We start from the raw sequence: 14,795 nt of genomic DNA on the forward strand, positions 1-14,795 counted from the left end.
ATCGGAGTAGGTTTGATTTCGACCTTTTTTGCCTTGTGATTGTGCATACCACTGTGTCTTTGGATTAAACCAAATGGAAATATTGCCTCGGTTAATTAAGGCTTGATTATAGGAGGACCAATTGGTTGTACGATAAATTTTAGGTATAGGCTTATTCATTTTGAAATTATATTGCTGAATAAGCCTTCCATGCTAGATTTGTGCAACAAAGCCGTTCTGGCTTGCCACTGACTTTGGCTTAAAAGTTGATTAACCTGATCTGTCAGATCTTTTGGTAAATTGTTTTGATTATAAAAAGACTTAGAAATAACTAAAAATTCTTTATCAGATCCACTATGTTGATCAATTTCAGGGTGGTCTTTAAATTCAAACCAATATCCGACTTGAATATCACGGACTGTACTTTTTGCAACGAATTTCTTCGCTTGAGTATCAAAATAACTTTTCCAATTTTTATTCAATTTTTCAATTTGCTTATTATTCGATGCTGTTACGCCATCTTCACCTTTCAGGTCTTGTATCCAAGCTGGACTCACATTCCATGCCTGCTCTAAACCTAAGCTCACATTGTCATAATTTTCACTGTGCTTATGCTTACTATGAATAGTTCCACTACCTTCCTCTTGTACTAAAGCATCAGCCTGCCACCGTTGCACATGAACAGCGGTTGATTGCAAAGAACGCTTTCCAATAAAACTGGTAATGCTGTCTTGTTTTTCTGTAGCACTCGAACGATGGTAGCGGATATTTCGACGAGTCAGTGCTTGAAATTGGTTATTGTTATCAATCAATCTTAATTTTTGTGGTTGAATTTCAGCTGTCACATTCAGTACAAAAAGTACAGCTTCATCAATAAGCCAATTAATTCCTTCGCTACGCATTAAGCGTGTTAAAAAGTCAAAATCTGTTTCATTCATTTGCATTACAAATGGACGAACATCGTAATTATTTTGTAAACCTGCTAAATCTAAACTTAAACTCGCCGCTAGAATTGAACTCCTTTCTTGCCATTCACTGAAGAGTGTTTGAATAATTTCAACCACAGATTTATTCATGAATACTCGACTATTGCGACGCTTATGCCACAATGACGTAGGATCTTCTAAAATAAATTTATATAAAGTTAATGATCCATCACTTTGTCCCTGACTTGCTTCTGTAATAATTCCTGTTGTTCTAAAAAGTAGACCTTTATCTGTAACTTGATCAATTGAAGCTTGGCAACCAATGAATTTTTTTAATGATATTGTTGCATCAGTAGATAGACAAATGAGCTCAATTCTCAATCCTTTATTTAGGCTATGCTGACCATCAATGCGTTGCAGAAATACTTGGCTATTTAAAGTAGCATTCGAGAATTGAATATGAATTGCACGTTTTTGTGCTGACAAGCCTAGTTGCTCTAAAGCGGATTGAATATTATTAAGCATTTTTATGACCAATATTTATTAGAAAAATAATTTAAAAAACAAAGAATAAAATGTATCAATTTTTTAATATTAGATAAATTATAATATTAACCACGTACAATTTTCAATCAAAAGTTGAATGAAAACTTTTAAAATATTAAAAATCTCAACCTTAAATTATTAATATTTGTTTAAAATCAAATATTTAATAAATTTTATATATCAAATATTCATTAAAAACCTATTTTCAAACAACGTCATTAGATGAAATTGAAAAATGTGGAAGTTATTACAATAAAAGCCAAACAGCTATACCTTATCAAAAGTGTTGAGTTATTTATAGAATTTACAATGAGCGTTTGATATTTCTTGGAAAGAGCCAAGAACTAGTAATAAGTTCACAAGCTATTCAAGCATTATTTTTTGCTTGATGATGTTTACAATAAGGACATAACGAAAATATCGAGTCTCTGCCAAACAATGCATCAAGAATTTATGATTACATTTTAGTTTCCATAGAAAAATTTAGATAAAATAAATGTAATTTTTAAGTAAGTATTCTTTATCTTAAAAACTTTTTTTACTACACCTAAATTTGCTAGTATTAGCCTTCAAAGAAATGATGTTAATGAGTCATATTGTCTCAATCATTTTGATACAACATCTTTTATATATTTTTTGAACATTTAACATCGTTCCTTTGAATAAACAATGAAACTGGTTAATAACCAAAATTTTATTCATTTATATTTTTTGTTAAAACATAAGGGTTTAACACAATGCATATGCAAGAAATCACGGCTGATCTCTCCTCTCATACGCCGATGATGCAACAATTTTTAAAAATAAAAATGCAGCATCCTGATTCTTTATTATTTTATCGAATGGGTGATTTCTACGAGCTATTTTTTGATGATGCACGTAAAGCAACAAAACTATTGGGCATTACACTCACGCATCGTGGTAAAGCCGATGGTGAACCTATTCCAATGGCAGGCGTGCCTTATCATGCCGCAGAAGGGTATATAGCACGTCTTGTAAAAATGGGCGAAGCTGTGGTGATCTGTGAACAAGTCGGTGAAGTGACTGGTAAAGGTCCTGTAGAACGTGCTGTTGTGCGAATTATTACACCGGGAACTTTAACAGATGATGCTTTGCTCACAGCGCATCAAAGTTCAAATTTAGTAGCGCTATGTTTCCAACAAAATCAAATTGGTATAGCCCTGCTTGATTTAAGTGCAGGTATTTTCAAAGTTCAGCAACAAGAGTTTAAAACTGAACAACTTGCAATTGAATTATCACGTTTAATGCCAAGTGAACTTTTAGTTGATGAAAATATTGTTGATCCTAATATTATTGAGCAAATTAAAAAACAAATTGATTGTCCGATTACCAAGCGACCGAATGTCGATTTCAACCTCAATAATGCACAAAAAACCTTATGTGATCAGTTTGCAGTATCTACCCTTTCAGGCTTCGGGATTGATCATTTACCTTTAGCCAAAGCTGCTGCAGCAGCACTCATCCACTATGCCAAAGAAACGCAAAAAACAGCTTTACCGCATATACGCTCGATTAAATTAGAACAAAGTAGTGACTTTATTGCACTAGACCCTGTCACTCGTCGTAATTTAGAAATCATTGAGCCTTTATTTGAGCACGGTACATCATTATTTTCTTTAATCAATGACTGCCAAACTGCAATGGGCGGACGCTTACTCAGTCGTACGCTGATGCAACCGATTCGTGATACTGCATTATTAGAAAATCGCTTAGATGCAATTGATGCTTTACTTAAAGGCTATCATGAGTCTCCTGTTCGGTTAGTTCTGAAAGAAATTGGTGATATTGAACGTGTTCTCAGCCGTATTGCATTAGGCAGTGCCCGTCCCCGTGATTTAGTTCAGTTACGCCAAGCATGTGCAAAAATCCCCTTTTTACGTCATGCAATTCAACCGATTATTCATGCAAAACAATCAAAACTTATTCAAGAATTAAATGAAGAGTTGGGTGATTTTAATGGTTTGCATCAACATTTAATATCTGCAATTGTCGATAATCCGCCTGTATTACTGCGTGATGGTAATGTTATTGCAGAAGGTTTTGATGATGAGTTAGACGAGCTACGTAAAATTCGTGATCATGCAGGTCAATTCCTGATTGATCTAGAAATTCAAGAACGTGAACGTACAGGCGTTAATACTTTAAAAATCGGCTATAACCGTGTCAGTGGCTATTATATTGAATTAACCCGTGCTCAAGCGGAACAAGCACCTGATCATTATATTCGTCGTCAAACATTAAAAAATGCTGAACGTTATATCACCCCAGAATTAAAATCATTTGAGGATAAAGTCCTATCAAGTGAATCTCGTGCTCTCGCACGTGAAAAAATGTTGTTTGAAAAATTGCTTGAACAGCTTCGTGCTGATATAGGTAATTTGCAAATGATGAGCAGTGCGATTGCTCAAATTGATTTGGTGGTGAACTTTGCTCATCAAGCACGTTTAAAAAATTGGGCACGACCTGAATATAGCCCTGAAATAGGAATACAAATCATAGCAGGTCGCCATCCTGTGGTTGAAGCACTGATTAAAACCCCATATACCCCGAATGATACGCATCTTGATTTTAACCATCGTATGGCGATTATTACAGGTCCCAATATGGGCGGTAAATCAACGTTCATGCGCCAAACAGCGTTGATCAGCCTTCTAGCATATTGCGGTTGTTTTGTTCCGGCTCAATCAGTCAAACTTGGACCGATTGACCGTATTTTTACCCGTATTGGTTCAGCAGATGATTTATCTTCTGGCAAATCAACCTTTATGGTGGAAATGACGGAGACATCGCAAATTTTGCATCATGCGACCAACCAATCATTAGTATTGATGGATGAAGTTGGACGAGGAACCAGTACCTATGATGGTTTATCTTTAGCTTGGGCATGCGTACTCGATTTAACCAAACGTATCAAATGCTTATGTTTATTTGCCACACATTACTTTGAATTAACAGAATTAAGCAAAGAAACAGCAATTGATAATTACCATGTGACAGCCAAAGAATTGAATGGTAATTTAATTTTATTGCATAAAGTTCAACAAGGTCCAGCAAGTCAAAGTCATGGTTTACAGGTTGCTAAACTTGCGGGAATCCCAGCAAGTGTGATTAAAGAAGCGCAAAAGCGTTTACGTATTTTGGAAAAGCAACAGCAGCAGCAATTGCAATCTGTGGTGCAAAATGATTTATTCGCGGAAGTACAACTTGAGCCTGAACTTATTGAATCAGAAATGATTGAAACTATTGTCGAAATTGAGAAAGCTTCACCTGTATTAGATGCACTGGCTGATTTAGATGTCGATGATCTGACGCCTCGCCAAGCATTGGAACAATTGTATCAACTTAAGCAACTTTTAAAAATCAAAGCCTAAATAGATAGGATCTAAGTCCGTCATATAAATACAGACTTAGATCCTATTTTTATTGTTATTTAGTTCCGTAAACATTTTTTATTTAAAACTTGTGCTATTTCTAAATTATAAAAAAAGATAAGCTTATTACACATTCGACAACAATCTTGTCTAAACAAAGACGGTTACATCTTACACGGTCTAAATAGAGTCTCAATTTCATAAAAAATGCAAAATCCATCACATTTTCAAACATGCAAGTATAAATAAAATTGATTCAGTAGGATCATCTATATTAAATATCAATAAAAGGAATTGTTAGTTGCACGGGTTTTCCCTAAAATACAGCATTATTCATTAGAACCGTATTTTTAGGTAGCTGACGCCATGACCTTTGTTGTCACTGAAAATTGTATTAAGTGTAAATATCAAGACTGCGTAGAAGTTTGCCCTGTCGACTGCTTCTATGAAGGCCCTAACTTTCTTGTCATCAACCCAGATGAATGTATTGACTGTGCATTGTGTGAACCTGAATGCCCTGCAAATGCAATTTTCTCAGAAGATGAGTTACCAGAAGGCCAGGAAGTCTTTATTGATCTCAATACCGAACTTTCACAGAAATGGCCGAATATCACGCAAATTGGTGATCAACCTGCTGATCGTGAAGAATGGAATGGCAAACCAGATAAGCTTCAGTATTTAGAAAAATAATATTGGAAAAGATCAGCTTATGCTGATCTTTTCTTTTGTTCCGCACTTAAAACGTACATTTTTTTGCAATTTATACTAAATTCATCCTTAAATTTAGACTAGAATAAATCGTTATTTATATCAGCACATATTTAAAATGAAAGATATTTTGAAGAGTTTACTGACTCTCAGTGTAATTCCGCTGGTGATGATTGGATGTACCTCTTCCCCTCAAAAAGGTAAAACTATTTCGACACCCAATGGTCATCGAATTTTTATTCCACAAGAAAAAATTGCAATAGAACATCCGATTCCACAAAAAGTAATGCCTAATTCATATCGAAATTGGTTAATTGACATCGATAACCAAGCACGTGCGCGTGATTATGAACGTTTTTTAGAAAAAAATAGTGTCGGAAATATTATTCCCAGTTTTGAATTATTTAGAACAGCGCGTGACTGGGATAAATGTGGTAAATCAGAATACATGATTCCAAGCAGTGAAATATGGAGCAACCAAGTTCCGACTTTAAAAGTTTTTAAATATTTAGTTGCTTCTAAAGTGCTCACTGATTTTACCGTAACTTCGGTGTACCGAGATTTGCCGTTGAATCAATGTGCAGGTGGTGCAGGTTCTTCACGTCACTTATTTAATTCAGCCATTGATTTTCGTATTGGCCCTGTCAATCCACAACCTGAAGATTATGCTTATATTGAAAATACCAAATTTAGACTATGTCAGTTTTGGGCTCAATATGGTCAAAGTTTAAACATGGGATTAGGGCTCTATGCTTCGGGTCAAATTCATATTGATACGCAAGGTTACCGTACATGGGGACCTGATTTAAGTCGAAATAGCTCGATGTGTCATTTTTAATCAATACATTATTATTTCAAGAGGTCATCAGACCTCTTTTTTATATCTTTCATTTATAAAAAACTGAATATAAAATACACATCAATCCATACTAAAATTGCACTCTATTCTGAAAAGTTTACAATACACATAACGTAAATCAAGTGACATTATTTAGGTAATTAATATGCAACAAATGTGGTCAGACATCGATGCTTATATCGAGGCACATTTAATCCCAGAAGATCCAATTCTTACACAAACTTTAAAAAATACGGAAGATAAAGGCTTTCCTGACCACTTAGCCGTTGCTGCCAATCAGGGCATGCTTTTACAAATGCTCATTCAAATGAATAAATGTAAACGTGTCTTAGAGTTAGGCACATTTGCTGCATATAGCACCATGTGGCTTGCTCGTGCATTGCCTGAAGATGGTTATATTCTAACCATTGAAGGTCGTGATACGCATGCTGCTTTAGGTCAAGAAAATATCGACAATGCTAAACTACCACAGACAATCGATCTTAAAGTGGGTCCTGCCGCTGATATCTTAAAAGCACTTCCTAAAGATTTTGAAGCTTTTGATTTTATTTTCATCGATGCCGATAAACAAAGTTATCCTGAATACTTAGAGTTAAGTCTTGGTCTTTCACATTCAGGTACCATTATTGTGCTCGATAATGTCATTCGTGCAGGTGATATTTTAGATGATAAAAATCATAAACCGAGTATCGAAGGTATTCGTGATATGTATAAACTGATGCAAAATCATCCAAAAATTTTATCAAGCACGGCTTTACAAACCATCGGCAGTAAGGGTCATGATGGTTTCGCGATTGCGATTGTGAAATAAATCATCAACAAAATAGTGTAATTTTCATCTAAATAAACCTCTATTTTTATAGAGGTTTATTTTTAATCACCGTTCATTTCCTGTACATGAGTTTTAATTCACTTTTTTCTAAAGTTATCCCCTGAACTTGTTTGTATAATTGTGGATAACTCTAGTATTACTAATTAACCTACTGAAATTGTATCATTTTTATTAAGAGGTTATTTTTTGCTCTGTCATTTTAAAGATTGATTCACAATCTCTTGCTTTTATAAAAGCAAGACTTTTGCATATAAAATTTAAATTTTATTGATAAAAATGCCATAAATTTTTATCTTCATCGCATTTTTATTTTTGTGATATAAATCACAATTAAAGCATCGGTTATTTCACAACTAACAGTGGCACAGTTGCATTACGAAAGATACTTGTTGTGACACTACCCAAGAAAAATTGATGAATTTTACTGTGACTAAATGCACCCAATACAATTAACTGAATTTGATGCTGTTGTTGGTAATCCAATATATTTTCAGCGACATCACCATAACGATATTCAACTACAACATCAAAACCCGCTTCTCTTAAAAAAAGTGAAGGCTGATTTAAAATTTCAGGATTATCTCCAACATAAAGTAAATGGCACTGTAACTGTCTCAATAAATCACTTTTTGCCACACGCTGTAGCATGTCTTTACAAGTCGGCGAATATTCGTATGCAAAAATAAATCGTGTCGGTGGCTTAAAGGTTTCTCCTACCGTTAACACTGTGCATTTCGCACCTCGGATAAAATTTTCTACATTACTGCCTATGGATTTATTCTTTTCTGCTGAACGCTCACCAACACGACCAATCACAACAAAATCATTGTCTCGCAAAGCACTAAAACTCTGCTCGAGAAAATCACCTTTTTCTTGAATATGACTCGGTGTAATTCCATATTTTTCTTGAATCATCTCAGAAATATGAGTTAGCAGATTATTACTATAATCCAAAGCCAATTCACTTTGCTTTTGCTCTAATTCTGCTAACTCTTTCAGTAACATAGCATTACTTTCAAAGCCAATCACACCACTAATTTCACCTAAATGATAACTCGCAGGATAATAATCAAGTACTTGTAACAGTACCAATTCTCGTTGAGTTTTATGTGCAATCCAAGCTGCCGCTTCTGCTAAAGCGTTGATGCAAGGTGATGAATCAATACAAGCAATAACACGGTTCATTTTAGCCTCTCTTTGGCATTACAGCCCTAGGTCTATTTGTTATTTTTAAACTAGCATAAGTTTTTTCTGCTTTGAACTGCTTTATGTAATTCATTCCATAAATAAATTAAGTATTTGTACAGAATGTAAAATTAGTCACGATAACGAATCATTTTTGCAGGATTTCCTACCACAATTTCTCTTTCCAATACATCTTTCGTTACCATACTATTCATGCCCACGACAGCATGCGCACCTATTTTAACGCCATCTTTAATACCTACATGCGCGCCTAACCAAACATCTTTTTCTATTTCAATCCCTTTAGAACTCACAGGCTGTTGATAAATCGGTTGCGCTAAATCCATACCATGGTCAAAGGCGTATAAATGGCAGTAAGCGGCAATACGGACCTGATTATGTAATTTTATACCTGCTCGTCCACCATCTAAAATACAGTGATGATTAATTGCGACTTCATTACCAATCTCCAATGGACCATGCAAGGTACAATCGGCAGCAATAAAAGAATTGTCGCCAATCGTAATTTTGCGTCCAGGCTCTGCAAAAATATGTGCTAAAGGTGAAATAAAACAATTTTCACCAATTTCAACCGTTTCCATACTCATTAAATAAGCTTGATATTCCTTTTGCCACTCTTCTGCCCAGACACGATTTTTCAGTTTTAATGACCAATACAACCACGGCATATAATTTAAACGATGCTTATGTTGTTCACGATATTTTAATAAAGGGTCTTGTTCAGTCATTTTCTTCTTCCATAATTTTTAACTGTTCACGCCCTCGAGTAACATCTTGAATTCTTAAGGCTAAAGGTTGAATTTGATGGATCTGTAATTTTGCATTAATTTTAACGCCATCTGCCATATATTCTTCATTATATTCGACTTGTTGTTGGTTGAGCTCATATTGAAAAATTGCCCATTCGTTAAATTGGCAAGCAAACTGTATTTCTTTTTTTTCAATCAATTCAATTTTTTCAGCCAAGAGCAAACACTGCCCTGCACAACCACCATAGGCTCGAACCAAACCACCTGTACCCAGTTTTATTCCACCATACCAACGATTTACCAGAACAATGGTATTGGTTAATTCATTGCCTTCAATTGTCGCCAATATGGGTCGCCCTGCTGTCCCTGAAGGCTCACCATCATCATTAAAGCGAACATTATGCCCAATTTTCCATGCCCAACATTGATGTGTTGTAGTTATATCTAAATGCTTTTCTAGAAATGCCTTTACTTGTTGCTCATTTTCTACAGGCGCAGAAATTGCTTGAAAACGACTTTTTTTAATGTCTTCTTCAAAGGTGGTCTCGTTAACAAGTGTGAATGGCATAATGGTGATAAAACTTTAAAACTGAATACTTTTTTATTATAGCTTGGAAATGAACATTGAGTTACCCATAAAAAACCCTAAGCAAGCTTAGGGTTTTTTATTAATGGAGTTTTAAATTAGAACAGAAGCTGTTTGTTTTGAATTAAATCATCTAGTGTAAAACTGGTATTTTGATTGGTTAATACAAGTAATGGATTAGAATTAAATGTCGTTTTATCTCCATCCATATCGAGACTCACAATTGCAAGTTTATTAATAGCATCATATTTAACAGAAACATAGTCGCTAATATTTATAGCAGTTACATTTTGTCCAACAAGCAAAGCAGAAATATTAATTTTATCAGCTTCTGCATCCGTTAAAGTATTTCCCACATGGAAGTCTTCCCATGTATCAATACCATTCCCACCTGTTTTATCTGCAGCATTAAGTAGCGTATATATTGCTGTATCAGAACCTGCGCCACCATTTAAGTAATCATTACCAGCACCACCAGTCAAGGTATCATTACCCTTTCCACCACGGAGGATATCATTACCACTCCCCCCTTTCAGATTATCATCACCATCAAAGCCATATAATCGCTGGTTGGTCGTGGCTAATGAAAAATCTAAGTTATTCCCGGTAGCATCACCATAATGAATATAACTACTACCACCATCTAATAAGCCAGGTAAAACACCTAAATTTAATAAATGCCCTTTATCCGCAGTTGCAGTCAAACCATTTGAATCTGTCGCAGAGACTTCCATACTACCTAACAAAGAAACATCCAATATTGCACCTAAACCTTTAGCACTAAGTTTTACTGATGCTAGAAACTCATTAAGAACTAAGTTATCAATGGTTCCGCCATTAATAGATTCAATAATCAATGTTGAACTAGCACCAATTAAACCTGCAATACCTGAGTTATCACCACTCCCTGTACCAATTTTTAAACCAAGCTCAGTTAATAATGCTGCATTATAGGTAAAAGTTGGAAGCGTTAAGACACCAATACCAGCATTTGCATATAACTTCACAGATTGAATATTATTATTGGCATCTACCGCCAATAAAGGTTGTTGATCCAGCACAATCAAACCCGCAACATCTGCTCCAATGAGCCCTAATAAGCTAGAGTCTTTAATAGCTACCACTGGTTTTACATTGCCTGTTACAACAGATTCAATTGTTAAATCAAACGCTGTGGATAAAGGACTTTCTTGCCCCGCTGCATCTGAAGCTTTAGCTGTAAATTTGTGGTTTCCAAGACCTAATGGAGAACTCACCTGATATGACCATGAACCAAATGCATCAGCCACAACTGTTGCTATCGGTAGTGCACCATTATCTAGGTAAATAGAAACAGTACTTCCTGCCTCAGCCGATCCATATAATTTAGGAGTAGCATCATCAGTTGTAACTCCTGACTCTATTTTGCCTATGATTGCCCCCATATCATCATAAGCAAAATTAATTGTAGGTGCTAAAGGTGCTGTCACATCTGGCACGAATGAACCATTTCCAGCCAAAACATGTATTAAATTTGCTGCATCATTCCCTGCGATATCTTGAATGACACCATTAAGATTATTATTGATATCTGGATCAGTATAATTCACTCGGACTTTCTGACCCGCAACAATTGGATTAGCAAAACCAAGAATCACTCTATTATCGACCACATCTATTGATGTAGGGATAACAGAAATACCATCTATAGTAATAGCAAATTTACCCACTAATGGTTTATTTACCCTGTCTAAGGCTTCATCATAATTCAAAATCAAGCTCGTCCCCAATTCATCAACAATTGCATTAATAAATTCTGGTGCTTTCGTATCAGGAGATGGAATCTCAATGTCAAGCAATGCATCGAGACGACCTTGGAAGCCCGTTTTCACATCACCATCGATTAATTGACTCACCTCAGCTTGTGCATCGGCTTTGGCTTGGATCGCATCTGCAAGCGCTTGGGTCAAGAGTGTGTGTTCAGCTTGGCTAATAATGTTGTCTTGTTTTGCCTCGTTTAAGGCTTGATCTGCATCTGCATAGGCTTTTTCTGCCGCAGCAACTAAATCGGCAATCTGTTGTTCAAGCGTGTCATCTATGCCGTTGTTGTTGCCATCCGTCACTGCCGGAATCTCAATGTCAAGCAATGCATCGAGACGACCTTGGAAGCCCGTTTTCACATCACCATCGATTAATTGACTCACCTCAGCTTGTGCATCGGCTTTGGCTTGGATCGCATCTGCAAGCGCTTGGGTCAAGAGTGTGTGTTCAGCTTGGCTAATAATGTTGTCTTGTTTTGCCTCGTTTAAGGCTTGATCTGCATCTGCATAGGCTTTTTCTGCCGCAGCAACTAAATCTGCAATCTGTTGTTCAAGCGTGTCATCTATGCCGTTGTTGTTGCCATCCGTTACCGCAGGAATCTCAATGTCAAGCAATGCATCGAGACGACCTTGGAAGCCCGTTTTAACATCACCATCGATTAATTGACTCACCTCAGCTTGTGCATCGGCTTTGGCTTGGATCGCATCTGCAAGCGCTTGGGTCAAGAGTGTGTGTTCAGCTTGGCTAATAATGTTGTCTTGTTTTGCCTCGTTTAAGGCTTGATCTGCATCTGCATAGGCTTTTTCTGCCGCGGCAACTATACCTATGATAGTATCAATATTATTTGGTTCTGTGATTGTTGAGCCGTTATTTTCAACTATAGTACTTGGTAAATCGAATGCATCGTTGCCTGCTATATCTTGAATAGCATTTATATCATTACCACTCGTTGGATCCGTATAACCCACAATTACTGTTTGCCCGCTATAGATCACAGGGTTAAAACTGAGGATAACATCTCTACCTTCTATACGTACTTCACTTGGTGTAGCAAGTTGACCATTGAGCATCACACTAAAGTCTGATGCTTGAGGTAAATGGGTTCCATCTAAGGCTTCGTTGTAGTGGAGAATCAATTGACCTGTTGCATTCACTTCTGCATTAAGAAAGAGTGGACTTAATGTATCTAAATTACCTGAGTTACCATTACCCCCTCCCAAGTCACCAACAGTAATATCTTTATTGGTCTGATTATTAGACTCATCGGTAACAATAACTTTTATTATATCATCTTCTTTAATAGGGTCTTTTAATATAATTTCTACTTTACCTTCAGCATCAATTACCCCTTCTCCAATTATATTTCCATTTTTATCTAAGACTTGTACCTTACTTCTGGGTTCATTTGATAAAACAATAATAGTATTTTCATCAATCACATTTACATCTACAATTGGTGCTGTCACATCACCAACTGTAATATTTTGTTCAGTCTTATTTCCAGCATCATCCGTGACAATAATTTTAATGGTTTCACCATCTTTAAGCGATCTATTAAGATCTACTATTAAATCACCTGCTTGATTTAAATGCCCTGTTCCAATTATAGAACCCAATTGATCAGTTACTGATATTTGTCCAGACTCATCTGATGTTATTTTAATATGTAATGCATCTTGAATACTTACTGAAATCACTGGTGGAGTTGAATCTTGATTTTGATTGGTATTATCTGAACTAGATCCACTATTTCCTACAGCAACAGCTACACCAATTAAACCTGCACCACCAGCAACCCACGCTGCCCATGTAGGAACAGTTGAAGTTGTAGCAGACACCTCAGATGCAATATAATTTTGAAAATTATCTATACCTAAATAATCAATCTTAGTTACTAAGCCTGCTTCATTTAGCTCTGCTAATTTTAATAAAAAATAATCACCATTTACTGTTTCAATTGCAATTTCTTGTGGAAACTTAGAATTAAAATAATTTTCTATTACAACTTTTTCACCATTATTTAATACAACTTCCAAATTGTTATCCACACGAACAATTTTAGAAATATCTTCTTTATTTACATTTATTTTATAAATAGCATGATGGTTTAATGCGGTCTCTGGGTTCAAGTTAATTGCCGAACCTTTTTCATATACTTTTAAATTATCCATTTTAAACCCAACCTATTTATTATGTTATCAACAATAAGATAAATAAATGAGATGGGTTTCACAAGCATCTAATATTACAAGATAATAAGCACAATTTTTTAATTTAAATATTTTATATAGCCATTCTAAATGATCAAAATTAAAATAATTATAAATATGCAAACAAAATCACACTTAATTAAAAATAACAACAATATACACATGTATATAATTTATATATTTAAAACAACTTAATTATCATATTTTTTAAATAAAATCACAATTATTTATCAATAATACTTATTTAAGTATTATTGATAAATAAAATAATTATTATAATTAATAAATATATTTGAATCATGACGCCAAATATTCTACAGAATCAATAAAGATAAAAAATTAGTTATTAATAACAGTACCTTATGTTATTAAATTTTTTATCATTCAAAAGTTTTATTTCATATTTTTATTAAAAAAATTCTCATGCTTTAATCTTTTTGTAGATTTTCTTATATATTGTTTATGTAAATATTTCTTACTTTAATCTTGTAATTCACAAAAATAATAGATAACTTGCATAACTCACAAAATGTACGGTTATTTGTTGCATTTTTGAGCTCAAACTTTTTAATATTTCATGCATAATTTATGCATGAAATATATCGATATACATAAGATGACAGATGCTCAGTTTAAAAGACTCACAGGCATTTCTTGGTCTATCTATAAATTGATGATTGAGATTCTAAATGCTCATTCTGCATCAACAGGTCGCCCCCCAACACTGACTAAAGAAAACCAATTATTGCTTTGTCTAAGTTATTGGCGTGAGTATCGCACTCTATTCCATGTTGGAATGACCTATGCTGTTTCAGAATCAACAGCTTCAAGAATTGTTCGCGATACCGAAGATCACTTAATCAAATCTAAACAATTCAATTTACCGAAAAAAACACCGAATGGCAGTGCTTTAGATTGGGATGTTGTGATCGTAGATGCAACGGAGATAGCCGTACAACGCCCTAAAAAAACAGAAAAAAAGCTATAGTGGTAAGAAAAGAC

The 14,795-nt window shown here is 35.0% G+C and carries 9 protein-coding genes and 2 pseudogenes; 5 read left to right on the forward strand and 6 right to left on the reverse strand.

The features are described 5' to 3' along the window. Together B9T35_RS15250 and B9T35_RS15255 are read right to left on the reverse strand one after the other, a co-directional pair. Positions 1-159, reverse strand: a pseudogene (locus B9T35_RS15250) (IS5/IS1182 family transposase); the annotation flags it as partial. A 65-nt stretch (positions 160-224) separates the two neighbouring features. Further along, positions 225-1,430 (reverse strand): annotated as a pseudogene (locus B9T35_RS15255) (phage late control D family protein); the annotation flags it as partial. 758 nt (positions 1,431-2,188) lie between these two features. On the opposite strand from B9T35_RS15255, the gene mutS reads away from it, so the two are divergent. From mutS to B9T35_RS15275, 4 genes are all read left to right on the forward strand, one after another. After that, positions 2,189-4,843 carry a DNA mismatch repair protein MutS gene (gene mutS, locus B9T35_RS15260; RefSeq protein ID WP_086191956.1) on the forward strand — a complete coding sequence of 885 codons (2,655 nt, stop codon included), beginning with the start codon at positions 2,189-2,191 and terminating at the stop codon, positions 4,841-4,843. A gap of 366 nt (positions 4,844-5,209) precedes the next feature. Beyond that, the gene (gene fdxA, locus B9T35_RS15265) at positions 5,210-5,533 is read left to right on the forward strand and encodes a ferredoxin FdxA (RefSeq protein WP_086191957.1); all 324 of its coding nucleotides are present in this window, start codon (positions 5,210-5,212) and stop codon (positions 5,531-5,533) included. 136 nt (positions 5,534-5,669) lie between these two features. Next, on the forward strand, positions 5,670-6,389 hold the full coding sequence (locus tag B9T35_RS15270) for a D-Ala-D-Ala carboxypeptidase family metallohydrolase (RefSeq protein WP_086191958.1): 720 nt from the start codon (positions 5,670-5,672) through the stop codon (positions 6,387-6,389). Between the two features lie 166 nt (positions 6,390-6,555). Continuing rightward, positions 6,556-7,221, forward strand: coding sequence for an O-methyltransferase (locus B9T35_RS15275; protein WP_086191959.1), 666 nt, complete (start codon positions 6,556-6,558; stop codon positions 7,219-7,221). Positions 7,222-7,584: 363 nt separating this feature from the next. Here the strand turns inward: B9T35_RS15275 and B9T35_RS15280 are convergent, their stop codons facing one another. The 4 genes from B9T35_RS15280 to B9T35_RS15295 all read right to left on the reverse strand — a co-directional run bounded on the left by B9T35_RS15280 (position 7,585) and on the right by B9T35_RS15295 (position 13,754). Beyond that, positions 7,585-8,427, reverse strand: a complete 843-nt coding sequence (locus B9T35_RS15280; protein WP_086191960.1) for a universal stress protein — start codon at positions 8,425-8,427, stop codon at positions 7,585-7,587. A 131-nt stretch (positions 8,428-8,558) separates the two neighbouring features. Continuing rightward, positions 8,559-9,176: an acyltransferase gene (locus tag B9T35_RS15285; RefSeq protein WP_086191961.1), complete on the reverse strand. Its 618-nt coding sequence runs from the start codon at positions 9,174-9,176 to the stop codon at positions 8,559-8,561. Next, a complete protein-coding gene (locus tag B9T35_RS15290) occupies positions 9,169-9,765 on the reverse strand; it encodes an IMPACT family protein (RefSeq protein ID WP_086191962.1) in 597 nt (198 codons plus the stop codon). Before B9T35_RS15290 ends, B9T35_RS15285 begins: the two co-directional genes overlap by 8 nt. A gap of 116 nt (positions 9,766-9,881) precedes the next feature. After that, entirely contained in the window at positions 9,882-13,754 is a 3,873-nt protein-coding gene (locus tag B9T35_RS15295; protein WP_086191963.1) for a GA-like domain-containing protein, read from the reverse strand. Between the two features lie 631 nt (positions 13,755-14,385). On the opposite strand from B9T35_RS15295, the gene B9T35_RS15300 reads away from it, so the two are divergent. Beyond that, positions 14,386-14,781 (forward strand): transposase family protein, encoded by a 396-nt coding sequence (locus B9T35_RS15300; RefSeq protein ID WP_086191964.1) that lies wholly within the window; start codon positions 14,386-14,388, stop codon positions 14,779-14,781. The last annotated feature ends 14 nt before the right edge of the window (positions 14,782-14,795 follow it).

Source organism: Acinetobacter sp. ANC 3832, assembly GCF_002135415.1.
In the GTDB taxonomy this organism is placed as follows: domain Bacteria; phylum Pseudomonadota; class Gammaproteobacteria; order Pseudomonadales; family Moraxellaceae; genus Acinetobacter.

Bases quoted from the DNA above. Each gene is read 5' to 3' on its own strand.
- mutS (WP_086191956.1), top strand. From the start codon at position 2,189: ATGCATATGCAAGAAATCACGGCTGATCTCTCCTCTCATACGCCGATG.
- fdxA (WP_086191957.1), top strand. From the start codon at position 5,210: ATGACCTTTGTTGTCACTGAAAATTGTATTAAGTGTAAATATCAAGAC.
- B9T35_RS15270 (WP_086191958.1), top strand. From the start codon at position 5,670: ATGAAAGATATTTTGAAGAGTTTACTGACTCTCAGTGTAATTCCGCTG.
- B9T35_RS15275 (WP_086191959.1), top strand. From the start codon at position 6,556: ATGCAACAAATGTGGTCAGACATCGATGCTTATATCGAGGCACATTTA.
- B9T35_RS15280 (WP_086191960.1), bottom strand. From the start codon at position 8,427: ATGAACCGTGTTATTGCTTGTATTGATTCATCACCTTGCATCAACGCT.
- B9T35_RS15285 (WP_086191961.1), bottom strand. From the start codon at position 9,176: ATGACTGAACAAGACCCTTTATTAAAATATCGTGAACAACATAAGCAT.
- B9T35_RS15290 (WP_086191962.1), bottom strand. From the start codon at position 9,765: ATGCCATTCACACTTGTTAACGAGACCACCTTTGAAGAAGACATTAAA.
- B9T35_RS15295 (WP_086191963.1), bottom strand. From the start codon at position 13,754: ATGGATAATTTAAAAGTATATGAAAAAGGTTCGGCAATTAACTTGAAC.
- B9T35_RS15300 (WP_086191964.1), top strand. From the start codon at position 14,386: ATGAAATATATCGATATACATAAGATGACAGATGCTCAGTTTAAAAGA.